General features: G+C 58.6%; 22 protein-coding genes. 16 read left to right on the top strand and 6 right to left on the bottom strand.

Features of this window, described 5'->3' with window-relative positions; all coding sequences use genetic code 11:
• The first annotated feature begins 104 nt into the window (after window positions 1-104).
• The 5 genes from rnc (at window position 105) to acpS (ending at window position 3699) form a co-directional block, all read left to right on the top strand.
• Window positions 105-785, top strand: coding sequence for a ribonuclease III (gene rnc, locus FFB58_RS09570; protein ID WP_039029762.1), 681 nt, complete (start codon window positions 105-107; stop codon window positions 783-785).
• On the top strand, window positions 782-1687 hold the full coding sequence (gene era, locus FFB58_RS09575) for a GTPase Era (RefSeq protein ID WP_138369737.1): 906 nt from the start codon (window positions 782-784) through the stop codon (window positions 1685-1687). Before rnc ends, era begins: the two co-directional genes overlap by 4 nt.
• Before the next feature lie 131 nt (window positions 1688-1818).
• On the top strand, window positions 1819-2526 hold the full coding sequence (gene recO / locus FFB58_RS09580; protein WP_138369998.1) for a DNA repair protein RecO: 708 nt from the start codon (window positions 1819-1821) through the stop codon (window positions 2524-2526).
• 61 nt (window positions 2527-2587) lie between these two features.
• Entirely contained in the window at window positions 2588-3319 is a 732-nt protein-coding gene (gene pdxJ, locus FFB58_RS09585; protein WP_039029759.1) for a pyridoxine 5'-phosphate synthase, read from the top strand.
• The gene (gene acpS / locus FFB58_RS09590; RefSeq protein ID WP_138369738.1) at window positions 3319-3699 is read left to right on the top strand and encodes a holo-ACP synthase; all 381 of its coding nucleotides are present in this window, start codon (window positions 3319-3321) and stop codon (window positions 3697-3699) included. The genes pdxJ and acpS overlap by 1 nt, the downstream gene beginning before the upstream one ends.
• Here acpS and FFB58_RS09595 read toward each other — a convergent pair.
• Both FFB58_RS09595 and FFB58_RS09600 read right to left on the bottom strand, forming a co-directional pair.
• A complete protein-coding gene (locus tag FFB58_RS09595) occupies window positions 3696-3956 on the bottom strand; it encodes a YfhL family 4Fe-4S dicluster ferredoxin (RefSeq protein WP_039029757.1) in 261 nt (86 codons plus the stop codon). The two genes, acpS and FFB58_RS09595, sit on opposite strands and share 4 nt — an antisense overlap.
• A gap of 56 nt (window positions 3957-4012) precedes the next feature.
• Window positions 4013-4861 (bottom strand): MurR/RpiR family transcriptional regulator, encoded by an 849-nt coding sequence (locus FFB58_RS09600; RefSeq protein WP_039029756.1) that lies wholly within the window; start codon window positions 4859-4861, stop codon window positions 4013-4015.
• Between the two features lie 117 nt (window positions 4862-4978).
• Here FFB58_RS09600 and murQ point away from each other — a divergent pair, with 117 nt between their 5' ends.
• From murQ to tadA, 4 genes are read left to right on the top strand one after another with little or no spacing between them, the layout of a single operon-like run.
• Window positions 4979-5872 carry an N-acetylmuramic acid 6-phosphate etherase gene (gene murQ, locus FFB58_RS09605; RefSeq protein ID WP_138369739.1) on the top strand — a complete coding sequence of 298 codons (894 nt, stop codon included), beginning with the start codon at window positions 4979-4981 and terminating at the stop codon, window positions 5870-5872.
• A gap of 10 nt (window positions 5873-5882) precedes the next feature.
• Window positions 5883-7235, top strand: a complete 1353-nt coding sequence (locus tag FFB58_RS09610; protein WP_138369740.1) for a PTS transporter subunit EIIC — start codon at window positions 5883-5885, stop codon at window positions 7233-7235.
• 3 nt (window positions 7236-7238) lie between these two features.
• Window positions 7239-7874 (top strand): phosphatidylglycerophosphatase C, encoded by a 636-nt coding sequence (gene yfhb, locus FFB58_RS09615; protein WP_039029753.1) that lies wholly within the window; start codon window positions 7239-7241, stop codon window positions 7872-7874.
• A 30-nt stretch (window positions 7875-7904) separates the two neighbouring features.
• Window positions 7905-8444 (top strand): tRNA adenosine(34) deaminase TadA, encoded by a 540-nt coding sequence (gene tadA / locus FFB58_RS09620; protein ID WP_138369741.1) that lies wholly within the window; start codon window positions 7905-7907, stop codon window positions 8442-8444.
• On the opposite strand, the gene mltF is transcribed toward tadA, so the two are convergent.
• Window positions 8332-9882: a membrane-bound lytic murein transglycosylase MltF gene (mltF, locus tag FFB58_RS09625; protein WP_138369742.1), complete on the bottom strand. Its 1551-nt coding sequence runs from the start codon at window positions 9880-9882 to the stop codon at window positions 8332-8334. The genes tadA and mltF overlap by 113 nt on opposite strands.
• 268 nt (window positions 9883-10150) lie before the next feature.
• Between mltF and purL the strand changes: the two genes are divergently transcribed.
• From purL to glnB, 5 genes are all read left to right on the top strand, one after another.
• Window positions 10151-14038 (top strand): phosphoribosylformylglycinamidine synthase, encoded by a 3888-nt coding sequence (gene purL / locus FFB58_RS09635; RefSeq protein ID WP_138369743.1) that lies wholly within the window; start codon window positions 10151-10153, stop codon window positions 14036-14038.
• A gap of 579 nt (window positions 14039-14617) precedes the next feature.
• Entirely contained in the window at window positions 14618-16051 is a 1434-nt protein-coding gene (qseE, locus tag FFB58_RS09640; RefSeq protein ID WP_039029749.1) for a two component system sensor histidine kinase QseE/GlrK, read from the top strand.
• On the top strand, window positions 16048-16824 hold the full coding sequence (gene qseG / locus FFB58_RS09645) for a two-component system QseEF-associated lipoprotein QseG (protein WP_039029748.1): 777 nt from the start codon (window positions 16048-16050) through the stop codon (window positions 16822-16824). Before qseE ends, qseG begins: the two co-directional genes overlap by 4 nt.
• Window positions 16821-18158 carry a two-component system response regulator GlrR gene (gene glrR, locus FFB58_RS09650; RefSeq protein WP_039029747.1) on the top strand — a complete coding sequence of 446 codons (1338 nt, stop codon included), beginning with the start codon at window positions 16821-16823 and terminating at the stop codon, window positions 18156-18158. The genes qseG and glrR overlap by 4 nt, the downstream gene beginning before the upstream one ends.
• A 79-nt stretch (window positions 18159-18237) precedes the next feature.
• Window positions 18238-18576 (top strand): nitrogen regulatory protein P-II, encoded by a 339-nt coding sequence (gene glnB, locus FFB58_RS09655; protein WP_039029746.1) that lies wholly within the window; start codon window positions 18238-18240, stop codon window positions 18574-18576.
• 86 nt (window positions 18577-18662) lie between these two features.
• On the opposite strand, the gene hmpA is transcribed toward glnB, so the two are convergent.
• Window positions 18663-19853: an NO-inducible flavohemoprotein gene (hmpA, locus tag FFB58_RS09660; RefSeq protein WP_138369744.1), complete on the bottom strand. Its 1191-nt coding sequence runs from the start codon at window positions 19851-19853 to the stop codon at window positions 18663-18665.
• A 303-nt stretch (window positions 19854-20156) separates the two neighbouring features.
• Here hmpA and glyA point away from each other — a divergent pair, with 303 nt between their 5' ends.
• Window positions 20157-21410: a serine hydroxymethyltransferase gene (glyA, locus tag FFB58_RS09665; protein WP_138369745.1), complete on the top strand. Its 1254-nt coding sequence runs from the start codon at window positions 20157-20159 to the stop codon at window positions 21408-21410.
• 48 nt (window positions 21411-21458) lie between these two features.
• Here the strand turns inward: glyA and FFB58_RS09670 are convergent, their stop codons facing one another.
• The gene (locus tag FFB58_RS09670; RefSeq protein ID WP_039029743.1) at window positions 21459-21881 is read right to left on the bottom strand and encodes a DoxX family protein; all 423 of its coding nucleotides are present in this window, start codon (window positions 21879-21881) and stop codon (window positions 21459-21461) included.
• 127 nt (window positions 21882-22008) lie between these two features.
• Window positions 22009-23205 carry an ROK family protein gene (locus FFB58_RS09675; protein ID WP_138369746.1) on the bottom strand — a complete coding sequence of 399 codons (1197 nt, stop codon included), beginning with the start codon at window positions 23203-23205 and terminating at the stop codon, window positions 22009-22011.
• A gap of 114 nt (window positions 23206-23319) precedes the next feature.
• On the opposite strand from FFB58_RS09675, the gene FFB58_RS09680 reads away from it, so the two are divergent.
• Window positions 23320-26595, top strand: a complete 3276-nt coding sequence (locus FFB58_RS09680) for a DUF5107 domain-containing protein (protein ID WP_138369747.1) — start codon at window positions 23320-23322, stop codon at window positions 26593-26595.
• Window positions 26596-26634: the final 39 nt, after the last annotated feature.

Raw genomic sequence — 26634 nt, forward strand, 5'->3', positions numbered from 1 at the left:
TAAGGTTGGCGCTGATTCAGTGCCACGGCACACGAAACCGCGTTGGCTTTTTCAGGACGGTTTCGTGTGCTGCATTTTTGACGCATTTATTCTATTGGTATCGCATGAACCCCATCGTAATTAATCGGCTTCAACGGAAGCTGGGCTACACTTTTCATCATCAGGAGTTGTTGCAACAGGCATTAACCCATCGCAGTGCCAGCAGCAAACACAATGAGCGACTCGAATTCCTGGGCGACTCCATTTTAAGTTTTGTTATTGCCAATGCGCTTTATCATCGTTTCCCGCGTGTGGATGAAGGTGATATGAGCCGCATGCGCGCAACGCTGGTACGTGGTAATACGCTTGCCGAAATTGCCCGTGAATTTGAACTGGGTGAATGCCTGCGACTCGGGCCTGGCGAACTGAAAAGCGGCGGCTTCCGTCGTGAATCTATTCTCGCGGATACGGTCGAAGCGTTAATCGGTGGCGTTTTCCTCGACAGCGATATCCAGACGGTCGAGCAGCTGATCCTCAACTGGTATCAGACGCGTCTGGATGAAATCAGCCCGGGTGATAAACAGAAAGATCCAAAAACCCGTTTGCAGGAGTACCTGCAGGGTCGCCATCTGCCGCTGCCATCTTATCTGGTGGTGCAGGTTCGTGGCGAAGCACACGATCAGGAATTTACCATCCATTGCCAGGTCAGTGGCCTGAGTGAACCGGTGGTTGGCACAGGTTCAAGCCGTCGTAAGGCGGAACAGGCTGCCGCCGAACAGGCGTTAAAAATGCTGGAGCTGGAATGAGCGAAGAAAAAAGTTACTGTGGGTTTATTGCCATCGTCGGACGTCCGAACGTCGGCAAATCAACCCTGCTGAATAATCTGCTGGGACAGAAGATTTCCATCACCTCCCGTAAGGCGCAGACCACCCGTCACCGTATTGTCGGTATCCATACCGAAGGGGCATATCAGGCAATTTATGTCGATACCCCGGGTCTGCATATGGAAGAGAAACGCGCCATTAACCGCCTGATGAACAAGGCGGCGAGCAGCTCTATCGGCGACGTTGAGCTGGTGATTTTCGTTGTCGAAGGCACCCGCTGGACGGCGGACGACGAGATGGTGCTGAACAAGCTGCGCGACGGTAAGACGCCGGTGATCCTCGCGGTCAACAAAGTTGACAACGTGCAGGAAAAAGCCGACCTGCTGCCGCATCTGCAGTGGCTGGGCAGCCAGATGAATTTCCTCGATATCGTACCGCTGTCTGCCGAGACCGGTCTGAACGTCGACACTATCGCGGGCATCGTGCGTAAGCATCTGCCGGAAGCGATCCATCACTTCCCGGAAGAGTACGTCACCGACCGTTCTCAGCGCTTTATGGCGTCTGAAATTATCCGTGAAAAGCTGATGCGTTTCCTCGGCGCTGAACTGCCGTACTCCGTTACCGTGGAAATCGAGCGTTTCCAGTCTAACGAGCGCGGCGGATACGACATCAACGGGCTGATCCTCGTTGAGCGCGAAGGTCAGAAGAAGATGGTGATTGGCAATAAAGGCGCCAAAATCAAAACCATCGGTATTGAAGCCCGCAAGGACATGCAGGAGATGTTTGAAGCGCCGGTTCACCTGGAACTGTGGGTGAAAGTGAAATCTGGCTGGGCCGATGACGAGCGCGCGCTGCGCAGTCTTGGTTACGGCGACGACCAGTAGTTTTCATACTCTATGGCTTTCGAGGTGCAGGAAGGCGGCAAGGCCGCGAGTCCCCGGGAGCTTACTCCAGTAAGTGACTGGGGTGAGCGGGCGCAGCCAACGCGCCTGCAACTTGAAAGACGACGAGTATGATGGATGGATGGCAGCGTGCCTTTGTCCTTCATAGTCGTCCCTGGAGCGAAACCAGCCTGATGCTGGACGTCTTCACGGAAGAGTCAGGCCGCGTGCGCCTTGTTGCCAAAGGCGCACGTTCCAAACGTTCTAATCTGAAGGGTGCTCTGCAGCCTTTCACCCCGCTGCTGGTCCGCTTTGGCGGGCGTGGGGAAGTCAAAACCCTGCGCAGTGCTGAAGCCGTCTCTCTGGCGCTCCCCCTCTCTGGTATTACGCTGTACAGCGGTCTCTATGTTAACGAGCTCATCACGCGCGTGCTTGAACATGAGACTCGCTTCTCTGAACTCTTTTTCGACTATCTGCACTGTCTTCAGGCGCTGGCGGGCACCACTGGCTCGCCGGAACCGACGCTGCGCCGCTTTGAGCTGGCGTTGCTCGGGCATCTGGGATACGGCGTCGATTTTCTGCACTGTGCGGGCAGCGGTGACCCGGTAGAGGACACCATGACCTACCGCTATCGTGAAGAGAAGGGCTTTATCGCCAGCGTGGTCATCGACAACAATACCTTCACCGGGCGGGACCTTCGGGCGCTGGCTGAACGCGAATTTCCGGATGTCAGCACCCTGCGGGCGGCAAAACGCTTTACCCGAATTGCGCTCAAGCCGTATCTTGGTGGCAAGCCGTTAAAGAGCCGCGAATTATTCCGGCAGTTTATGCCGAAGCGTTAACGTATTGAGTCCTCCTTCCTGAGGGAGAGGGGAAACGAAGCAAATAAAACCGAGGATTGTCATGGCTGAATTACTGTTAGGCGTCAACATTGACCACATTGCCACGCTGCGCAATGCACGCGGTACTGCGTATCCCGATCCGGTCCAGGCGGCCTTTATCGCCGAGCAGGCGGGGGCTGACGGTATTACCGTGCACCTGCGCGAAGACCGTCGTCATATTACCGATCGCGACGTGCGTATCCTGCGTCAGACCCTGGACACCCGCATGAATCTGGAGATGGCCGTCACCGAAGAGATGCTGGCGATTGCCGTTGAGACTAAACCCCATTTCTGCTGCCTGGTACCGGAAAAGCGCCAGGAAGTGACCACCGAAGGTGGGCTGGATGTGGCCGGCCAGCTGGACAAGATGCGTGACGCCTGCAAACGCCTGGCCGATGCCGGGATCCTCGTGTCGCTGTTTATCGATGCCGATGAAGCGCAGATCAAAGCCGCAGCCGACGTTGGCGCGCCGTACATTGAGATCCACACCGGCTGCTACGCCGATGCCGAAGATGAAACCACTCAGGCCAAAGAGCTCGATCGCATCGCCAAAGCGGCAACCTATGCCGCCGGTCTGGGCCTGAAGGTGAATGCCGGCCACGGTCTGACCTATCACAACGTCAAAGCCATCGCGGCGATCCCGGAGATGTACGAGCTGAACATCGGCCATGCGATTATCGGACGCGCGGTGATGAGCGGCCTGAAAGAGGCGGTATCTGAGATGAAACGCCTGATGCAGGAAGCCCGCAAGTAATGGCTATCCTTGGCTTAGGCACGGATATCGTTGAGATCGCCCGCATTGAAGCGGTGATTGCCCGCAGCGGCGATCGCCTTGCCCGTCGGGTGCTCAGCGATAACGAGTGGGCCATCTGGGAAACGCACCAGCAGCCTGTGCGTTTTCTTGCCAAACGATTTGCGGTGAAGGAGGCGGCGGCAAAAGCCTTCGGCACCGGGATCCGCAACGGTCTGGCGTTCAATCAGTTCGAAGTGTTTAACGATGAGCTGGGCAAACCGCGCCTCCGGCTGTGGGGCGAGGCGTTAAAGCTGGCAGAAAAACTGGGCGTGGCGTATATGCACGTGACGCTGGCGGATGAGCGCCATTACGCCTGCGCCACGGTGCTCATCGAAAGTTAAATCTTATCGGCGTGGTGCATCAGCACGAACTTGTCCCACAGCTGCTCTTCCGATTCAGGATGTGCCGGATCTTTCAGGATAGTATTGGGGATCGGGCACACCTTCTGGCAGGTTGGCGTCTCATAATGGCCAATGCACTCGGTGCAGCGGTCGCTGTTAATCTCATAAATGCTCTCCCCCATAGAGATTGCCTGGTTAGGGCATTCGGGTTCGCACATATCGCAATTGATGCATTTTTTGGTGATTAACAGCGCCATCAGGAAATTCTCAGAAACAACACAAACAGGGCGGGCATTATACGCTCATTGTCTGCTCAAACCAGTTTTTTTACCAACGCCTCACTGTGTCGAATACGTTCCGGGGCATGCTCCAGATCCTGCTGAACCAGCGCCATAAACAGTAGATCGGTGAGCATCATCTGCGCGCTGGTGGAGGAGATCGCCGCACTGCGGGTGGCCTGCTCTTCGGCAATGGTATACAGACAACGCGTGGCCCGCTGCTGCAGTGCATTGGGGGTAAAGCCGGTGATCGCCAGAATTTTACCGCCCACGCGCAGCGCTTCGTCGGCGGCCAGATTGATTTCCCGGCGTTCGCCGGAGTAGGAGAGGGCCAGCAGAAGATCGTCAGGCTCCATCGCCTGCACGGTGGCCAGCAGGGCGTGCATATCCTGTTCGACTATCGCAATCACGCCGATTTTATTCAGCTTCCAGCCAAAGTTTCGCGCCACCAGCCCGGAGGCGCCAATGCCGGTAAGGATAACCCGTCTTGCCGCGCGCAGCATGGCCACGCTCTCCAGCAGTTTCTCTTCGCTGTTAACGTCGAGGGTGGCGTGCATTGCCGCCACGTTCTCCTTGATCAGCTTTTCCCCTACCAGACGCATCGGATCGTCGCCGCGGATCTGGTTATGGACCGGCATGGATTGCGGATTCGGATTACTGGCCAGCGCCTCGCTGAGCGCCAGTTTTAATGCGGGAAAGCCTTTAAAACCAATCTTCTGGGCGAATTTCACCACGCTGGACTGGCTCACGCCCGCCTCGCTTGCCAGCTGCTGAGAGCTTAAGTGGCGGGCGCGATCGGGCTGAGAGAGTAAAAAATCCGCCAGTTTTTTATCGCTCTGGGCAAAACCCGCGTATCGCTGGCGGATACGAATTAAACAGTTCATAAGGACTCCTGGCGAAATGTGATGACTGCAGCAAATGCGAATTCTGCTCGCCTGAATGAATTTTATATTCCATTATAATGCGACTATTATGAATTAAAAATTCTTGAGGTACAAAAAATGAATCTCGGCTCACTGGTATCAGAATCCCGCAACCCACAAACCCTGGACCTGGACGCACTCTCCACGCTTGACCTTGTTCATCGCTTTAACCAACAGGATACGCTGGTCGCGCAGGCAGTGAAAGAGACATTGCCCGAGGTGGCGAAAGCTGTGGATGCCGCCGCAGAGGCGCTGAAAGCGGGCGGGCGCATCATCTACATGGGCGCAGGCACCAGCGGACGCCTGGGGGTACTGGATGCCTCCGAGTGCCCGCCGACCTTTGGCGTGCCGCATGGCCTGGTGATCGGCCTCATTGCCGGTGGCCCGGGCGCGCTGCTGAAAGCGGTGGAAGGGGCAGAGGACAGCAAACAGCTCGGTGAGGACGATCTCAAAGCCCTCAGCCTGACTGCGAAGGATCTGGTGGTCGGGCTAGCCGCCTCCGGACGCACGCCGTACGTGATTGGCGGGCTGGAGTATGCCAACCAGACCGGCTGCACCACGGTGGCCATCTCCTGCAATCCTGGTTCACCCATTGCCCAGGTGGCCGCAATCGCCATCTCGCCGGTGGTGGGCCCGGAGGCGTTAACCGGCTCCACCCGCCTGAAATCCGGCACGGCGCAAAAGCTGGTGCTCAACATGATCTCCACCGGGGCGATGGTGAAGTTCGGCAAGGTCTACCAGAACCTGATGGTCGACATGAAAGCCACTAACGTGAAGCTCATCGACCGGGCGTGCCGCATGGTGGTCGAAGCCACGGGAACCTCCCGCGAAGAGGCGGAACAGGTTCTGCAACAGACCGGTTATGACGTTAAACCGGCCATTCTGATGATCTTAAGCGGGCTGGATGCCGCTGCGGCGCGCGCCAGGCTTGACGCGCATCAGGGATTCTTACGTGCGGCATTAGAAAACTAAAGAGGCGTACATGGAAAAAACAGCAGCGCTCGCCAGCGGTATTCTTGCGGGGATCGGCGGAGAGAAAAATATACTGCGTCTGGAAAACTGTATGACGCGGGTGAGGGTGGAGGTTCAGGATGACGACAAGCTCGATCTAATTACCCTGAAAAAACTGCCCGGCGTCAGCGGTTATGTAAAACAAGGGGAGCAGCATCAGCTGATTGTCGGTCCCGGCAAGGCGGCGCAGGTTGTGGACGCCATGCGTTCGCTGATGGGCGGGGCGGTCATCGATGATGCCGAGCGCACCAAAGCCCAGGCCAAGGCCAAATACAAAGCCCCGATGAGCGATGCGCTGCGCATGCTGGCTAACGTCTTTATTCCGCTAATTCCGGCGTTTATTGCCTCGGGGCTGATTACCGGGATTATCAATATCCTCAAGCGCCCGGACATTGTCGGGGATTTTGCGACGCACTATCCAAACCTGCTCGGGATCCTCGGCATTTTCGGCAGCGCGGTCTTCGCCATCATGAACATTCTGGTCGGGGTTAATACCGCCAAAGTGTTTGGCGGCTCGCAGGCGTTAGGCGGGGTGATGGCCGGCATTCTCTCCAGCCCGCAGCTGGCGCAGATCACCCTGTTTGGTGAAGCGCTGCAGCCGGGGCGGGGCGGGGTGATCGCCGTGCTGCTGGTGGTGGTGCTGATGTGCTGGATCGAGAAAAAGCTGCGCAACGCCCTGCCGGGCTCGCTGGAGCTGATCCTCAACCCGCTGCTGACCACCCTTATCACCGGGGGCATTGCAATTATTGTCCTGCAGCCGCTGGGTGGCTGGATTTCAGAATCCATCGCTCACGGTGCCTCCTGGGCTATCGATCGCGGTGGTTTCCTGGTGGGCGCGGTGCTGTCCGGTACCTTCCTGCCGCTGGTGCTGACCGGTTTACATCAGGGGCTGGTGCCGATCCACGTTGAGCTGGTGCAGGCCCACGGCTACAACGCCCTGCTGCCTATTCTGGCGATGGCCGGGGTCGGGCAGATCGGCGCGGCGATTGCGGTGCTGATGAAAACCCGCAATGAACGCCTGAAAAAGGTGATCAAAGGGGCGCTGCCGGTTGGTCTGCTGGGCATTGGCGAGCCGCTGATTTTCGGCGTCACCCTGCCGCTGGGCAAGCCGTTTATCGGTGCCTGTCTGGGCGGCGCGGTTGGCGGGGCGCTGATCGGTTACTGGAAAGTCGCCACCGTGATTACCTTTGGTATTTCCGGTTTACCGCTGGCATTAACCATCGTGACCGGAAAAGTCATGCTCTATCTGTTAGGCTATCTGGTAGCGGTGATCGCCGGGTTCCTGTTTACCTGGCTGTTAGGGTTTAACGATCCAGAGGAGTAAGGTTTGGCAAATAACGAGCGTCGCGTTGTCTTTTTTGATCTGGACGGAACGCTGCATCAGCAGGATATGTTCGGTACCTTTATGCGCTATTTACTGCGCCGACAGCCCCTGAATGCCCTGCTCGTATTGCCCTTGCTACCCATTGTGGGCTGCGTGCTGCTGGTGAAAGGGCGCGCCGCCCGCTGGCCGATGAGCCTGCTGCTGTGGGGCTGCACCTTCGGCCACAGCGAAGCCCGGCTCAAACAGCTGGAGAAAGAGTTTGTCAGCTGGTTTCGCGAGCACGTCACCGCCTTTCCGGTGGTGCAGGATCGGCTGACAAATTACCTGGACGCCAACGACGCCGATATCTGGCTGATCACCGGCTCGCCGCAGTCGCTGGTGGAACAGGTCTATTTTGATACCCCCTGGCTGCCGCGCGTCAATCTGATCGCCACCCAGATTGGCCGCGCTTACGGCGGTTGGGTGTTGACCATGCGCTGCCTCGGCCACGAGAAGGTGGTGCAGCTGGAGAAAAAAATCGGCACCCCGCTCCGGCTCTACAGCGGCTACAGCGACAGCAAACAGGATAACCCGCTTCTCTACTTCTGCCAGCACCGCTGGCGCGTCACGCCGCTGGGCGAACTGCAGCAACTGGAATGATTGTGTGATTATGCATAGCGGGTGTGTATAATGCGCCCGCTTTTCAGACTGGAGTATGCTGCGTTGTCCGACCCCGAACTTAATCATGAATACTGGATGCGCCACGCGCTCCAGCTTGCCCAACGTGCCTGGGATGAAGGCGAAGTCCCGGTTGGTGCCGTGCTGGTCCACAACAATCAGGTGATTGGCGAGGGCTGGAATCGTCCGATTGGTCGCCATGACCCTACCGCGCATGCCGAAATTATGGCCTTACGCCAGGGCGGGCTGGTGCTGCAAAACTACCGCCTGCTGGATACCACCCTGTATGTCACCCTTGAACCCTGCGTTATGTGCTCCGGGGCGATGATCCACAGCCGGATTGGCACGGTGGTGTATGGCGCGCGGGATGAAAAAACCGGCGCGGCAGGTTCGCTGCTGGACGTGCTCAGCCACCCCGGCATGAATCATCAGGTCAACATTATTGGAGGGGTACTGGCACCAGCGTGTTCGGCGTTGCTAAGTGACTTCTTTCGAATGCGGCGTCAGCAGAAAAAGCAGCAAAAGGCAGAATCGAAGTTATGGGGTGAGTAAGCTCATCCGGTGACACCACCGGATAGGCCTGCGCCAGCTGCTGCTCCGCCAGCGCCTCTTTCTCTTTCTCCATCAGATACCCTACCAGGCTTATCTGGTATTTGCGGATATTCTCCACGTAGGCGTACGCCTCGTGGCCGCGCGCATAGCCATAGGTTAACTTGTTGTAATACGGCTTCTGGCTCAGCAGCGGCAGGCGCTGCTTTACGTCTGACCAGCTGTCCGGATTACCTTTGGTTTTCGCGGTCAGGGCGCGGGCGTCGATCATATGGGCATAGCCCATGTTATAGGCCGCCAGCGCAAACCAGATCCGCTCCTCCTCCGGCACCGTCTCCGGCACTTTCGCCATCATATCCTGCAGGTAACGCGCGCCGCCGCTGATGCTCTGCTCGGCATCGGTACGGTCGGTGAGGCCCAGGCTCTGGGCGGTGTTTTTGGTCAGCATCATCAGGCCGCGCACGCCGGTTGGCGAGGTGGCCTGCGCATCCCAGTGAGACTCCTGATACGAAATCGCGGCCAGCAGACGCCAGTCAATCTCCTGGGCGTACTTCTCAAACAGCGGTTTCAGCTCCGGCAGGACGTTATCCACCGCCCGCAGGAAGCTGCGGGTATCGACATAGTCGAAATCGTCGCCGTGGCCGAGGTACTTCTCTTCCAGACGCGCCAGGGTGCCGTCTTCATTCATCCCGTTATAGAAATCGAGCATGGCGGCGGAGAGCGTCTGGTCGGCGTCAAGGGGGCTGAACCAGGTGACAGGCTGCTCGTCGGTGACGTCCAGCGCCACGGCCAGCTCCGGGTGAACGCGCTGGAACAGGCTGATGGCAACCGAGTCGGCAATGGTGTAGGGCAGTTTCCCGTCCGTCACCTGCTCCAGCAGCGCCGTGGTGCCGAGCTTCTCATCAACCTTCCAGCTGAGGTCGGGGTACTTTTTCTCTTTCAGCGCCCGCAGGTCGTCAATCACCACATGGCCGGGGGCGACGGTAAGCCGATCGGCGGTAAGGCCGGCAAGGGTGCGCGGACGCAGGCTGCCCACGCGATAGACCAGCTGCTGCGAGACAGAGTAGTAGGTCGGGCCTGGCTGATAGTTTTTGCTGCGCTCGCTGTTATAGACCAGGCCTGCGGCCAGCAGATCGGCATCGCCATTATCAAGGTCGTCAAACAGCTGGCTGATGTTCTGGCGCACCGTAACTTTCAGCTTCACGCCCAGGTAGTCGGCAAAATGCTGCGCCAGTTCGTAATCCAGCCCAATGACCTTATCGTTTACCGAACTGTAGGTGAGGGGAGAGACGATGGTACTGACGCGCAGCTCCCCCCGCGCCTGGATGGCGGCGATGCGATTTTCGGCTTTACCGAACCAGGGGATTGATGGCCAGAGGGCCGCTGCCAGCAGCAGGGTGACGATGCCGATGAACAGGTAATTAATCTTTAATTTTTTCAATAAGTTGATTCTATATGCTGTGTATTATTCTGGTTAGTATTGGCCACAGTTAAAACAAGTATTACCAAAGATTTCGCGGCATTTTGCGCAAAGTTACGCCACTTGGCAACTTATTAGCAGGCGCGGCAACATTTGTTGCTAAATGCCAGCAACGATTTTATTACGACGCAAACGGTTTCGTCGGCGCGCAGGATCCACTATAATGGCGCCCGTTTTCCCCCCTTGCGCACACTGTAAGCGCCTCCGGCGCTTCGAAGACGAGAGACTTATGATGGAAATTCTGCGTGGTTCGCCTGCACTGTCTGCCTTCCGTATCAACAAACTGCTGGCACGTTTTCAGGCGGCCGACCTTCCGGTAAGCAATATTTACGCTGAGTATGTCCATTTTGCTGACCTGACCGCGCCTCTGTCGGCAGACGAGATGGTCCGACTGGAACGCCTGCTGAAGTATGGCCCAAGCCTGAGCAGCCATACCCCGAACGGTAAACTTCTGCTGGTCACGCCTCGCCCTGGCACCATCTCCCCCTGGTCTTCTAAAGCAACCGACATCGCCCATAACTGTGGTCTGAGCCAGATTAACCGTCTGGAGCGGGGCGTGGCGTATTACGTTGAAGCCTCCAGCCTCACCGACGCCCAGTGGGCCGTTGTGGCAACCGAGCTGCACGACCGCATGATGGAGAGCGTGTTTGCTTCTCTCGACGACGCAGAGCAGCTCTTCTCTCACCACCAGCCTGCACCGGTCCAGAGCGTGGATCTGCTGGGCCAGGGCCGTCAGGCGCTGATTGACGCCAACCTGCGTTTAGGCCTGGCGCTGGCGGAAGATGAAATTGACTACCTGCAGGATGCATTCGTTAAGCTGAACCGCAACCCGAACGACATCGAACTCTATATGTTCGCGCAGGCTAACTCTGAGCACTGCCGTCACAAGATCTTCAACGCCGACTGGATTATTGACGGCGAGCAGCAGCCGAAGTCGCTGTTTAAAATGATCAAGAACACCATGGAGAAAACCCCTGACCACGTGCTGTCGGCCTATAAAGACAACGCCGCGGTGATGGAAGGTTCCGAGGTGGGCCGCTTCTTCGCCGATCGCGAAGCAGGGCGCTATGACTTCCATCAGGAGCCTGCGCATATCCTGATGAAGGTTGAAACCCACAACCACCCGACGGCGATCTCGCCGTGGCCGGGGGCTGCGACCGGTTCCGGCGGTGAAATCCGTGACGAAGGTGCAACCGGTCGTGGGGCAAAACCAAAGGCGGGTCTGGTCGGTTTCTCCGTTTCCAACCTGCGTATCCCGGGCTTTGAGCAGCCGTGGGAAGAAGATTTCGGCAAGCCAGAGCGTATTGTTACCGCGCTGGACATCATGACCGACGGCCCGCTGGGCGGCGCGGCGTTCAACAACGAATTTGGTCGCCCGGCCCTGAACGGCTACTTCCGTACCTATGAAGAGAAAGTGGACAGCCACAACGGCGAAGAGCTGCGCGGCTACCATAAGCCGATCATGCTGGCAGGCGGGATCGGCAACATTCGCGCCGATCACGTGCAGAAAGGCGAGATCGTTGTTGGCGCGAAGCTGATCGTGCTCGGTGGCCCGGCGATGAACATCGGTCTGGGCGGCGGGGCAGCCTCTTCTATGGCATCCGGCCAGTCTGACGCGGATCTCGACTTTGCCTCCGTCCAGCGTGACAACCCGGAGATGGAGCGTCGTTGCCAGGAGGTGATCGACCGCTGCTGGCAGCTGGGCGATGCCAACCCAATCCTCTTTATCCACGACGTGGGCGCGGGCGGTCTGTCCAACGCCATGCCGGAGCTGGTCAGCGACGGCAACCGCGGCGGACGCTTCAACCTGCGCGACATCCTGAGCGATGAGCCAGGCATGAGCCCGCTGGAGATCTGGTGTAACGAATCCCAGGAACGCTATGTGCTGGCCGTGGCGCCAGAGCAGCTGCCGCTGTTTGACGAGCTGTGCCGCCGCGAGCGCGCGCCGTACGCGGTGATCGGCGAAGCCACCGAAGAGATGCACCTCTCCTTAAGCGATACCCACTTCGACAACCAGCCGATTGATCTGCCGCTGGACGTACTGCTGGGCAAAACGCCGAAGATGACCCGCGACGTTGAGTCCCGCAAAGCCAGCGGTAAAGCGCTCGACCTGCAGGGCGTCACCGTGGCCGACGCGGTCAACCGCGTTCTGCATCTGCCGTCCGTCGCGGAGAAAACCTTCCTCGTCACCATCGGTGACCGCACCGTGACCGGCATGGTTGCCCGGGATCAGATGGTAGGCCCGTGGCAGGTACCGGTGGCGAACTGCGCGGTGACCACCGCCAGCCTCGACAGCTACTACGGTGAAGCGATGGCGCTGGGCGAGCGCTCCCCGGTTGCCCTGCTGGACTTCGCGGCTTCTGCCCGTCTGGCAGTAGGCGAAGCGCTGACTAACATTGCCGCCACCCGGATTGGCGACATCAAACGTATCAAGCTCTCCGCCAACTGGATGGCCGCAGCCGGTCACCCGGGCGAAGACGCCGGGCTGTACGAAGCGGTGAAAGCGGTGGGTGAAGAGCTCTGTCCTGCTCTCGGCCTGACCATTCCGGTGGGCAAAGACTCCATGTCGATGAAAACCCGCTGGCAGGAAGGCAGCGAGCAGCGCGAGATGACCTCTCCGCTGTCGCTGGTGATCACCGCTTTCGCCCGCGTGGAAGACGTGCGCCACACCATCACGCCGCAGCTCGCCACCGAAGACAACGCCCTGCTGCTGATCGACCTGGGTAAAGGCCACAATGCGCTGGGCGCGACCGCGCTGGCGCAGGTCTATCGCCAGCTGGGCGACAACGCGGCTGACGTGCGCGACGTAGCACAGCTGAAAGGCTTCTACGACGCCATTCAGGCGCTGGTTGCAGAACGTAAACTGCTGGCCTACCACGACCGCTCCGACGGCGGCCTGCTGGTTACCCTGGCAGAAATGGCCTTCACCGGTCACTGCGGCGTTGAGGCAAACATCGCCTCTCTGGGCGACGATCGTCTGGCTGCACTGTTCAACGAAGAGCTGGGCGCGGTGATTCAGGTGCGTGCAGCGGATCGCGACGCGGTGGAAGCGTTGCTGGCGCAGCATGGTCTGGGCGACTGCGTGCACTATCTGGGTAAAGCGGTGAGCGGGGATCGTTTTGTTATCGACGCCAACGGCCAGACGGTCTTTGCCGAAAGCCGCTCCACGCTGCGTATGTGGTGGGCAGAAACCACCTGGCAGATGCAACGTCTGCGCGACAACCCGGCGTGCGCCGATCAGGAGCACGAGGCGAAAGCCAACGACAACGATCCGGGCCTGAACGTGAAGCTGTCCTTCGACCTCAACGAAGACATTGCCGCACCGTATATTGCCCGTGGCGCCCGTCCGAAAGTGGCCGTGCTGCGTGAGCAGGGCGTCAACTCCCACGTCGAGATGGCGGCAGCCTTCCACCGTGCAGGCTTCGATGCTATCGACGTGCACATGAGCGACCTGCTGGCAGGCCGCACCGGTCTGGCCGATTTCCAGGCGCTGGTGGCGTGCGGCGGCTTCTCTTACGGTGACGTGCTGGGCGCGGGCGAAGGCTGGGCGAAATCCATCCTCTTCAACGAACGCGTTCGCGATGAGTTCGAAACCTTCTTCCACCGTCCGCAGACCCTGGCGCTGGGCGTGTGTAACGGCTGCCAGATGATGTCTAACCTGCGCGAACTGATCCCGGGCAGCGAAGCCTGGCCGCGCTTTGTGCGTAACCAGTCCGATCGCTTCGAAGCGCGTTTCAGCCTGGTTGAAGTGACCCAGAGCCCGTCTCTGCTGCTGCAGGGTATGGTGGGATCGCAGATGCCAATCGCCGTATCCCACGGTGAAGGGCAGGTTGAGCTGCGTAACGCCGCGCATCTGGCCGAGCTGGAGAGCAAAGGTCTGGTGGCGCTGCGCTTTGTCGATAACTTCGGCAAGGTCACGCAAAACTACCCGGCAAACCCGAACGGCTCCGCCAACGGGATCACCGCGGTGACCAGCGAAAGCGGTCGCGTAACCGTGATGATGCCGCACCCTGAGCGCGTGTTCCGCACCGTGAGCAACTCCTGGCACCCGGAGAACTGGGGCGAGGACAGCCCGTGGATGCGTATCTTCCGCAACGCGCGTAAGCAGTTGGGTTAAGCTCTCACTGTTGTGCCCGGTGGCGCTTTGCTTACCGGGCCTACAAAGGCCGGAGTAGAGTTTGTAGGCCGGGCAAACGCAGTGCCGCCCGGCATATTTTTAAGTGTCGCAAATGTGCGACAACTCACATTATGCGGTGTCGCTAAAAAGCGACATTTAACTCGTTGATTTATATAAACCCCGCAATAACCTGTTCAGGGTGTTGCTAATAAGCGACAGATAGCCTGAAAACCATACCCTGCGAAATTACTACATCACGTCATAAAAATTCTTATTTTTCAGGTGATTAATATTTTTATTTGCATTATGGCACATCTGTTGCATAATAATAACCAGTGGCTCATTCACCCTCTTATGTCAGCCCCTTCGGGACGCGCTACATAAACTTCGAATGACGCACAAAAAGGTGCCTGCCGTCCAACTACTGATCATAGCTTTGCTTTATCAGACCCAGGGCGAAACGTCGAGTTAGGCACCGCCTCATTCCATAACAAAGCCGGGTTTTTAACCCGGCTTTGTTGTATCTGAACTCTTGTCCGGCTAGCATCCCCTTATTCCCTCGCGACAGAGAGTAATGCGTTGAAACGCTGGCCTGTTTTCCCTCGCTCCTTACGACAGTTAGTCATGATGGCCTTCCTGCTGATCCTGCTGCCTTTGCTGGTGCTGGCATGGCAGGCATGGCAGAGCCTGAACGCGCTCAGCGCGCAGGCGGCGCTCACCAACCGAACCACCCTCATTGATGCCCGGCGCAGCGAAGCGATGACCAATGCCGCGCTGGAGATGGAGCGCAGCTACCGACAATACTGCGTCCTCGACGACAGAACCCTTGCGCGGGTGTATCAGAACCAGCGTAAGCGCTACAGCGAAATGCTCGACGCCCACGCCGGTGTTCTGCCCGACGACAAGCTCTACCAGACGCTGCGCCAGGATATCAACGCGCTGTCCCAGCTGCAGTGCATCAACAGCGGCCCTGATGCCCAGTCCGCCTTACGGCTGGAGGCTTTTGCCACCGCCAATACCGAGATGGTACAGACGACCCGCTCGGTGATTTTCTCCCGCGGTCAGCAGCTCCAGCAGGAGATCGCCGAGCGCGGCCAGTTCTTTGGCTGGCAGGCGCTGGTGCTGTTTCTGGTCAGCCTGGGGCTAGTCCTGCTCTTCACCCGCATGATCATCGGCCCGGTTAAGGGCATTGAGCGCATGATTAACCGGCTGGGGGAGGGGCGCTCGCTGGGCAATACCGTGGTCTTTACCGGCCCGCGCGAGTTACGTTCGGTCGGGCAACGCATCATCTGGCTTTCCGAGCGGCTGTCGTGGCTCGAATCCCAGCGCCACCAGTTTTTACGCCACATCTCCCACGAGCTGAAAACCCCTCTCGCCAGCATGCGTGAGGGCACCGAACTGCTGGCCGATGAGGTCGCCGGGCCGCTGACGCCGGAGCAACGAGAGATTGTCGAGATCCTCGATGCCAGCAGCCGCAACCTGCAAAAGCTGATTGAACAGCTGCTGGATTACAACCGTAAACTGGCCGACGGCATCCCGGAGCTTGAGCGCGTGGAGCTCGCGCCGCTGGTGGATATGGTGCTCTCGGCCCACAGCCTGCCTGCACGGGCTAAAATGATGCATACTGAACTGTCGCTGGCGACGCCCGCCTGTTTAGCCGAACCGATGCTGCTGATGAGCGTGCTGGATAATCTTTATTCCAATGCGGTGCACTATGGTATTGAATCCGGTACCATTTATGTTCGCAGTTTTACGCGCGGCTCGCGGGTCTGTATCGATGTCGCCAACACCGGAAGCCCGATCCCTGACGATGAAAAAACGATGATCTTTGAACCCTTTTTTCAGGGTAGTCATCAACGAAAAGGGGCGGTGAAGGGAAGCGGCCTGGGGCTGAGTATCGCCCGCGACTGTATCCGTCGTATGCAGGGAGAGCTTAATCTTGTCAATGACGACCATACCGATGTGTGCTTTCGCATCGAACTGCCGCTTGAGTCGGATAAATCACTAAAATGAATCTAAGTCTGGTGAGTATGTCACACGTCTTTTCCCGCGCCATTAACGCGGTGTTTTCCCGTCACTTTATCCGCCTGAGCCTTCCCTGCCTGCTGCTGGCCGGGTGCGTCACCCACGCGCCGACCAGCGCTATTAGCGGCAAGCAGGATGAAAAATTGCCTGAGCATCAGCTGGCGGACTTCTTGTCTACCGACTGCAATAATATCTGGCAGCTGCACGGTCAGGAGACCGACAGCAACCCGCTTTACTGGCTGCGCGGCATGGACTGCGCGGATCGTCTCTCACCCGCCGCGGCGCGTGCAGAGGCCCGGGGCTGGACCGATGATACCTGGCAGGAGAGCTTTAAACGCGGGCTCCTGCTGGCGAATGCCAAAATTAACCCGGTGGAGCGTCGCCAGTTGACCACCCGGCTGGATGCGCTGAGCCCGCAGATCCCGCCCCAGGTGCGCCCGCTGTATCAGCTGTGGCGACACGGGCAGGTGCTGCAGCTGCAGCTGGCGGAGGAGCGTTCCCGCTACGGTAAGCTGCAACAGACCACCGACGGTGAGCTGGACACTCTGCGCCAGCAGCAGCAATATCTGCGCGCGCAGCTGGATACCACCACCCGCAAGCTGGAGAACCTGACCGATATTGAACGCCAGCTCTCCACTCGTAAGCCGGTCAGTAACTATCTGCCGGATGCACCGAAGAGCGCCACGTCGCCCGCCGGCACCGAGGGTGATGCGACAGAGCCGAATAGCGATGCCCCGAAACAAGAGGACGGAAAGCCATGACAAGCCGAAAACCTGCGCATCTTTTGCTGGTGGATGACGATCCTGGTTTGCTGAAGCTGCTGGGCATGCGTCTGGTGAGCGAGGGCTACAGCGTCGTGACCGCCGAAAGCGGTCAGGAAGGGCTGAAGGTGCTGGGGCGCGAGAAGGTCGATCTGGTCATCAGCGATCTGCGGATGGACGAGATGGACGGCATGCAGCTGTTCACCGAGATCCAGAAGCTCCAGCCCGGTATGCCGGTCATTATTCTCACCGCCCACGGCTCCATTCCGGATGCGGTGGCGGCCACCCAGCAGGGGGTGTTCAGCTTCCTCACCAAGCCGGTGGACAAAGACGCGCTGTATAAAGCCATTGATGATGCCCTGGAGCACGCCGCGCCGTCCGGGGACGAGACGTGGCGGGAGACGATAGTCACCCGCAGCCCGATCATGCTGCGTCTGCTGGAGCAGGCCCGCATGGTGGCGCAGTCTGACGTCAGCGTGCTGATTAACGGCCAGAGCGGCACCGGGAAAGAGATCCTCGCCCAGGCCATTCACAACGCCAGCCCGCGCGGCAAAAAAGCCTTTATCGCCATCAACTGCGGGGCGCTGCCGGAACAACTGCTGGAGTCAGAGCTGTTTGGACATGCCCGTGGGGCCTTCACCGGGGCGGTCAGCAGCCGGGAAGGGCTGTTCCAGGCGGCGGAAGGCGGCACGCTGTTCCTCGATGAGATTGGCGATATGCCCGCCCCCTTGCAGGTCAAGCTGCTGCGCGTGTTACAGGAGCGCAAAGTCAGGCCGCTCGGCAGTAACCGCGATATCGACATCGACGTGCGTATTATCTCCGCCACCCACCGGGATCTGCCCAAGGCGATGGCGCGCAACGAGTTTCGCGAAGACCTCTTCTATCGTCTCAACGTGGTTAACCTGAAGATCCCGGCGCTGGCGGAGCGGGCAGAAGATATCCCCCTGCTGGCCACCCAGCTGCTGCGCCAGTCCGCCGAGCGTCACAAGCCGTTTGTCCGGGCGTTCTCCACCGACGCCATGAAGCGGCTGATGACCGCCAGCTGGCCCGGCAACGTGCGTCAGCTGGTGAACGTCATTGAGCAGTGCGTGGCCCTGACCTCCTCGCCGGTGATCAGCGATGCGCTGGTAGAGCAGGCGCTGGAGGGGGAAAACACCGCCCTGCCGACCTTCGTCGAGGCCCGCAACCAGTTTGAGCTTAACTATCTGCGTAAGTTACTGCAGATCACCAAAGGCAACGTCACCCATGCTGCGCGGATGGCCGGACGTAACCGCACCGAGTTTTATAAGCTGCTGTCGCGCCACGAGCTGGAAGCAAACGATTTTAAAGAGTGATACCCTAAATTCCGCCTGAATATGATACTGTGAGCAACCGATTACGAGGCAGCTGACAGGCATAAGTTTAAGGACCACCATGAAAAAGATTGATGCGATTATTAAACCTTTCAAACTGGATGATGTACGTGAAGCGCTGGCGGAAGTCGGCATCACCGGCATGACGGTGACAGAGGTGAAAGGCTTTGGTCGTCAGAAGGGCCACACTGAGCTCTACCGTGGCGCGGAATACATGGTCGATTTCCTGCCGAAGGTGAAGATTGAAATCGTGGTGTCGGACGACATCGTGGAAACCTGCGTGGATACCATTATCCGCACCGCGCAGACCGGTAAAATCGGTGACGGCAAGATCTTCGTCTTTGACGTATCGCGCGTCATCCGTATCCGCACCGGCGAAGAAGACGACGCGGCGATTTAATCCCCGCACCGTTCATTACCCGTAGGCCCGTGCAAGCGAAGCGCCGCCGGGCAAAAAAAAGCCCCTCCGGAGAGGGGCTTTTTGCATTACAGCACTTTATGCGGCCCGAAGCATTCGTAGTGAATGTTCTCTTTCTTCGCGCCCAACTCAATCAGCTGCGCCGCGGCATACTGCATAAATGCCACCGGACCACACACGTAGAACTGCATATCCGGTGCGCTGAACAGACCTTCATGCTCGCTTAACGCCATCAGGCCTTCACTGTCGAAACGCGCTGCGGCACGGTCGTCATCCGACGGCAGGCGATACCAGGTATGCGCGCTGAAGTGCGGCAGCGTGGCCGCAAGGGTTTTCACTTCATCAGAAAAGGCATGCACTTCGCCATTCTCTGCGGCGTGGAACCAGTTAACCTGCGCGCTGTGTTGCCCTTTCGCCAGAGTATCCAGCATCGCCAGCATCGGCGTCTGGCCCACACCGGCGGAGATCAGCGTCACCGGGGTGGTGCTCTCAACGGCCATAAAGAAGTCGCCCGCAGGCGCGGCCAGATGTACCAGATCTCCGACGCTGGCGTCGTTGTGCAGCCATGTCGAAACCTGGCCACCTTCCTCGCGCTTCACCGCAATGCGGTAGCTTTTGCCGTTCGGCTTGCGGGTGAGGGAGTACTGGCGGATCTCCTGATGCGGGAAGCCTTCGGGCTTCAGCCACACGCCCAGATACTGGCCTGGCTGGTAATCGGCAACCGGCTGGCCGTCGACGGGCTCAAATTCAAAGCTGGTGATCAGCGCGCTGCGCGGGGTTTTCTCCACGATACGGAAGGCGCGGGTGCCTTCCCAGCCGCCACGCTTGCTGGCGTTTTCGCTGTAGATCTGCGCTTCACGATTGATAAAGACGTTTGCCAGCACGCCGTAGGCTTTGCCCCAGGCGTCCAGCACCTCCTGGCCCGGGCTGAACATTTCGTCCAGAGTGGCCAGCAGGTGGCCGCCAACAATATTGTACTGCTCGGGTTTGATCTGGAAGCTGGTATGTTTCTGGGCGATTTTTTCCACCGCAGGCAGCAGCGCCGCCAGGTTCTCAATGTTGCTGGCATACGCGGCAATGGCGTTAAACAACGCTTCACGCTGATCGCCGTTACGCTGGTTGCTCATGTTAAAAACCTCTTTGAGCTCCGGGTTGTGCGCGAACATGCGATCGTAAAAATGGGCGGTGAGCTTAGGACCGGTTTCAACCAGCAGGGGGATAGTGGCTTTCACGGTAGCGATGGTTTGAGCGTCTAACATAGCAACTTCCTTAAATGTTACTTTAATGATGTATTTTATATGCATCTTATAAAAAATAACCCTGCGTTGTAAATGGTTCTTTGCAACATGAATTAACTGCATCACAAACCTGAAAAGAAATCCGTTTTGCGCGGCGAGGGCGTTATTCCTCAAACCCTTGCGTGGCGGGAAGGTAAACGTTTGCGTAAAATCGTTTGTCAAGACCTGTTATCACTCTGCTAATCAGTTATACTGTTGCCCGTCGTCCATCAGGACTGCCTTTTCAGGCCAAAATTTACTTGTTAGCTGAGTCAGGAGATGCGGATGTTAAAGCGTGAAATGAACATTGCCGATTATGATGCCGAACTGTGGCAGGCTATGGAGCAGGAAAAAGTACGTCAGGAAGAGCACATCGAACTGATCGCCTCCGAAAACTACACCAGCCCGCGCGTTATGCAGGCGCAGGGCTCTCAGCTGACCAACAAATACGCTGAAGGTTACCCGGGCAAGCGCTACTACGGCGGTTGCGAGTATGTTGATATCGTTGAACAGCTGGCGATTGATCGTGCCAAAGAGCTGTTTGGCGCTGACTACGCTAACGTGCAGCCACACTCTGGCTCCCAGGCTAACTTCGCGGTCTACACCGCACTGCTGCAGCCGGGCGATACCGTTCTGGGTATGAACCTGGCGCAGGGCGGCCACCTGACTCACGGCTCCCCGGTTAACTTCTCCGGCAAGCTGTACAACATCATCCCTTACGGCATCGATGAGTCCGGTAAAATTGACTACGCAGACATGGAAAAACAGGCCAAAGAGCACAAGCCGAAGATGATCATCGGCGGCTTCTCGGCTTACTCCGGTGTGGTTGACTGGGCTAAAATGCGTGAAATCGCAGACAGCATCGGTGCTTACCTGTTCGTGGACATGGCGCACGTTGCCGGTCTGATCGCCGCAGGCGTTTACCCGAACCCGGTTCCACACGCGCACGTTGTGACCACCACCACCCACAAAACCCTGGCGGGTCCACGCGGTGGCCTGATCCTGGCGAAAGGCGGTGACGAAGATCTGTATAAGAAACTGAACTCTGCCGTGTTCCCAAGCGCGCAGGGCGGCCCGCTGATGCACGTTATCGCGGCCAAAGCCGTGGCGCTGAAAGAAGCGATGGAGCCAGAGTTCAAAGTCTACCAGCAGCAGGTTGCTAAAAACGCCAAAGCGATGGTGGAAGTGTTCCTGAGCCGCGGTTACAAAGTGGTTTCCGGCGGCACTGAAAACCACCTGTTCCTGCTGGATCTGGTGGATAAAAACCTGACCGGTAAAGAAGCTGACGCTGCCCTGGGCCGCGCGAACATCACCGTTAACAAAAACAGCGTACCAAACGATCCGAAGAGCCCGTTTGTGACCTCCGGTATCCGTATCGGTTCTCCGGCTGTGACTCGCCGCGGCTTTAAAGAAGCGGAAGTCAAAGAGCTGGCTGGCTGGATGTGTGACGTGCTGGACAACATCAACGACGAAGCCGTTATTGAACGCGTGAAGGCAAAAGTGCTGGATATCTGCGCGCGCTTCCCGGTTTACGCATAAGTCTGTTGTGCAGAACAAAAAGGCCGCTTTCGCGGCCTTTTTTTATGGCTAGCGCCGGTCGATGGAGATAGCCCCCGGCCCGGCGACCGCCAGCAGCAGAAACCCGCCGGCAATACTGATGTTCTTGAAGAAGTTAATCATATTCGGCATCACCGCATCGCCACTCATATCCCAGTAGTGGTGGCCAATCACCGCTGTCCCCAGGGTATAAAAGACAAACAGCACTGCCAGCGGACGGGTAAAGAAGCCGAGCACGATCAAGATGGCGGCGGGCACTTCCATGATCACCGCCACAATGGCGGCCAGCGTCGGCATGGGCGCGCCCAGCTTCTCCATATACTGCACCGTGCCGTCAAAACCGAACATCTTGGGCACGCCAAAAATAATAAACAGCGCGATAAGGGCGAGGCGGGCAATCAACAGGATCAGCGCCCGGGACTGACCGAAATCGAAATACCGTAATGTGTTCATGGCAGGCTCGCTGTGGGTGGGATTTATCTTAAAGCTAATACACAAAATGCCGGCCCGCCATTCAGGTTTTGTTCATAAATCAGCCATCAGGATGATTTAAATTCCCGACATTTCAGCATGTTCTCTATTAGCCTGCCGCCAGCGCATCTTCAACGAACAGATACCCGATGCCGATGATCTGCTGCTGCCGGGTTAAGCTTCCGAAGGCGATCTCCGTTTGCCGGTTACGCACCGCGTCGCCGTGATCGAAGGGGGTAAACCCAATCTGGCGGTTGATGGTTTCCAGCCAGCGTTCGCCAAAGGCGCAGCTGCGGCCATAGAACCAGATTTGATTGATGTTGAGGATATTGAGCAGGTTGTAGAGCGTCAGCCCGATGGCGTTGGCGGCCTCGTCTGCCCAGCGCTGGATTTTCACGTCTCCCTGCCGCCAGGCCTCAATCAGCTGCAGGCTGGTGAGGGTATCGGGGTCAAGGCCGAGGGAGCCTGGCTGGGATTTCAGCCACAGGCGCGCCTGCTTTTTCAGGGCGGATAACGAGGCGACCGTCTCCAGGCAGCCGTAACGCCCGCAGGCGCAGGCCACGCCGTCGCGATCGAAAATGGTGTGGCCGATTTGCCCGCTGCCGTTGAGCGTCCCGCGATAGACCTGGCCGTTAATCACAAACGAGGAGCCGATACCGTAATCGACGTTGATGACGCAAAAATCGTCGCGGTTGTCCGGGTTTTGCCATTTTTCCGCCAGGGCCAGCATTACGCAGTCGTTATCCACCCTCACCGTGATGCCCAGCTTTTCTTCCAGCAGATACTTAATCTCGACCGGTTTTTTCCAGGGTGCCTGGGGCATGATCTGCGACACACCGGTGGCGGTATCAACCTGGCCGTGGATGCCTAATGCCAGATTGATGCGCTGCCCGGGCCACCGTTTGCGCTGCTGCTGCCACAGGTTTTCAATCGCCTGCAACAGCGCCTCGGGCGTCCGGGCGTTAACGTCGGTCCAGCGAAATTCGCCCAATGGCAACATGCGGGCGTCGATCAGCTGGCTCTCAATGCTGGTGGGGCTGACATTCATGCAAAGTATCAATGGCCCATCATCCGGGATTTGATAATGGCCGCTGTTCATTCCCCGGGTGCTGAGATTTTCACTGGAATGCCCCAGCTTTTTGTCCGCCACCAGCTCATCCAGGATCTTACTCACCGCCGGAATAGAGAGCCCGGTGTACTGGGCCAGCTGCGATTTGCTCAGGCGTTTGTAGCGCCAGACCAGCGACATAATGGTGCGGCGGTTATGCTGTCGCACCCTGTTGTTGTTCAGACCGGATACCTGCATTCACTAAACTCCGTTAATTATATTGCGTGAGCATTACGCAATCAGCGCGCTGAATTCCTCTCTACACTGCCATCTTATCGCTTTTTACTGTTATTTGTTTACTGGAGAGTGAATATGTCTGGAGCAGTGAAGGTCTGGCGGGAGACCGTCGCATTACCGACGTGGACCACCGGCGCAGAAGATACCAACCCGATGTTCCTGGAAAAGCGTGTCTACCAGGGCTCCTCTGGCGCGGTCTACCCCTACGGCGTGACGGATACCCTGACCGGCGTTCGCGAGACCCGCGACTACCAGGCGGTGTGGATGGAAAACGATTATATCCGCATCATGCTGCTGCCGGAGTTGGGCGGACGTATTCATCGTGCGTATGACAAAGTGCAGCAACGGGATTTTGTTTACTACAACGAAGTGGTGAAACCGGCGCTGGTGGGCCTGCTGGGGCCGTGGATCTCCGGTGGGATCGAGTTTAACTGGCCGCAGCACCATCGCCCGACCACCTTTATGCCTGTCGACGTCACCTTCCAGCAGCAGGATAACGGAGCGCAAACCGTCTGGATGGGCGAGGCCGAACCGATGCGCGGCCTGCAGGTGATGACCGGATTCACCCTGTATCCTGACCGGGCGTTGATTGAGATCACCGGCAAAGTCTTCAACGGCAACGCCACGCCGCGCCATTTCCTGTGGTGGGCAAACCCGGCGGTGAAGGGCGGGGACGATCATCAGAGCGTCTTCCCGCCGGACGTCACGGCGGTGTTTGACCACGGCAAGCGCGCGGTCTCTGCTTTCCCCATCGCCACCGGCACCTACTATAAAGTCGACTACTCGGCGGGGGTGGATATCTCCCGCTACAAAAACGTGCCGGTGCCTACGTCGTACATGGCCGAAAAATCGGACTACGACTTTGTCGGGGCATACCATCACGGCGAGCGGGGCGGCCTGCTGCACGTCGCCGATCACCACGTCTCGCCGGGTAAAAAGCAGTGGAGCTGGGGCCATGACGATTTTGGCCGCGCCTGGGATCGCAATCTCACCGATGAAAACGGCCCCTATATCGAGCTGATGACCGGGGTCTTCACCGATAACCAGCCCGATTTCACCTGGCTTGCGCCTTATGAAGAGAAAATCTTCGTGCAGAATTTCCTGCCCTACAGCGAGCTGGGGCAGGTGCAGAACGCCAGTACCGAGCTGGCGCTGCAGCTTGAACGCCGCGAGCAGCAGCTTCACCTTGGTCTTTACGCCATCGCGCCGCTGAACGACGTGCGCCTCGAGCTGACCGCCGACGACCAGCCGGTATGGGAAACGCAGCTGACCCTGATGCCGGGTGAAAGCTGGCAGCAGGCGCTGCCGGATGCGTGGCCGCAACGCTTAACGCTGAGGGTAAAAGACGCCTCGGGCCGCACGCTGCTGCACTATCTGGAGCACATCCCGCAGGAGACGCCGCTGCCGGACCCGGCTACCGCGCCGGCGATGCCGGAGGAGATTAACAACAGCGATGAGCTCTATTTCATCGGTCAGCATCTGGAGCAGTACAACCACGCCAGCCGCTATGCGGAGGATTACTACCGCCGGGCGCTGGCGCTGGATGCCAACGACTACCGCAACAACGTGGCGCTGGGTAATTTAGCCCTCAATCGCGCCGACTGGGCGCTGGCGCAACGCTGCGCCGAAGCCGCGCTGGTTCGCGCCCACCGTCTGAATAAAAACCCTCGCGATGGCGAAGCCAGCCAGCTGCTGGCGACGGCGCTGGAGCGGCAGGGGCAGGACGATGCCGCATGGGATCACTACTACAAAGCCTCGTGGAGCGGCAACTGCCGTGACGCGGCGTTCTGGTCGCTGGCGCGGCTGGCAATGAAGCGCGGGAACTTTGCCGACGCGCTGGAAAAAGTCGATATCAGCCTCGGGATCAATGCCGGTAATAATCTGGCGATGGGGCTCAAAGCGCTCGCCCTGGCGGAGGTTAAGGGTCAAGGCGCCGCGCTGGAGTACATCCAGAGCTGTCTGGACACTCATCCATTGAGCTACGCCCTGCACTATGCGCGCTGGGCAATCAGCCGGGACGCGGCTTCGCGAGACAAACTGCTGCAGGTCACCGGGCGTCGCGGGACCAATGCCTGCGTGCTGGCGGGCTGGTTAACTTCCATGGGTATGCCCGACGCCGCCCGCGAAATGCTGGATCTGCTCGACTGCCAGGAGACCTTGCCTCAGCTGTGGCGGGCCGCGCTAAGCGACGAGCCAGCCACCCGCGCCCGCTATATTGCGGCGGCGCGCCAGTGCGAGGCCAAGCGGGTACGCTTCCCGAACGCTCTCGATGAAGTGCAGATGCTCCAAACCCTGCACGACGACCCGTTTGCCCGCTATCTGCTGGGCTGCTTCTGGTACAGCAAACGCCGCTATGACGATGCGGTGAGCTGCTGGGAATTCACCCTGAAGCAGGAGCCGCAGTTTGCACCCGCGCACCGCCTGCTCGGGATCTACGCCTGGAATAAACAGCACGACCTGACGCTGGCACAAGACTACCTGCAGCGCGCCGTGGCGCTGGAGCCGGAGAATCCGCGTTTCCTGTTCGAGCTTGATTATCTCAATAAACTCACCGGCCAGCCGGTGGCGAAGCGCCTCGCCATGCTCTCCGAACGGGAAAGCGTCGCCCTTAAGCGTGATGACCTCACCGCTGAGCTGCTGAGCTTATGGAACTGTTCGGGACGGTATAGCCTCGCGGCGCAGGTGCTGCGGGAGCGTCAGTTCCATCCGTGGGAGGGCGGGGAAGGCAAAGTGACCGGGCAGTATCTGCTTAACCAGCAGCATCTGGCCCTGCAGCATATCGGGCGCGGCGAGTACCGCGAAGCGATAGCGTTCTTGCAGTCGGCGCTGTGCTATCCGCACAACCTGGGGGAGGGGCGTCTGCCGGGCCAGACCGACAACGATATCTGGTATCTGCTGGGGTATTGCCATGCACAAATTGATGCCGGGGATGAAGCGCAGCGCTGCTTTACCCGGGCAGCTCAGGGTGGTTCAACCCTTGATGCCGGACGCTACTACAACGATCAGCCCGCAGATTATCTCTTCTGGCAGGGGATGGCGCTGCGCCAGCTGGGTGACAGCGCGGCGGCGGAGCGTCATTTCCAGGGCTTCCTGGCGTGGGTGGAAGCCCATCGCGATGATGTCCCGGAAGCGGATTTCTTCGCGGTCTCGCTGCCGGATCTGGTGGTGCTGGATACCCCAACCGGTCATCAGCATCAGCAACACTGCCTGTTCATCGAGGCGCTGGGCTATGCCGGGCTGGGCGATATCGCAGCCTGCAAACGCCAACTGGGGGCCTTACTGGCGCTCCATCCGGCCCATGACAAAGCGCATCTGATCCAGCATGCGCAGGCCACGGGCATTTTCCATTAACCGACCTCGCAGGTGGGGAAACCCACCTGTTACCCTCTG

Origin of the sequence: Enterobacter sp. MF024 (assembly GCF_005843915.1) — a bacterium.
Classification (GTDB): domain Bacteria; phylum Pseudomonadota; class Gammaproteobacteria; order Enterobacterales; family Enterobacteriaceae; genus Enterobacter; species Enterobacter barmai.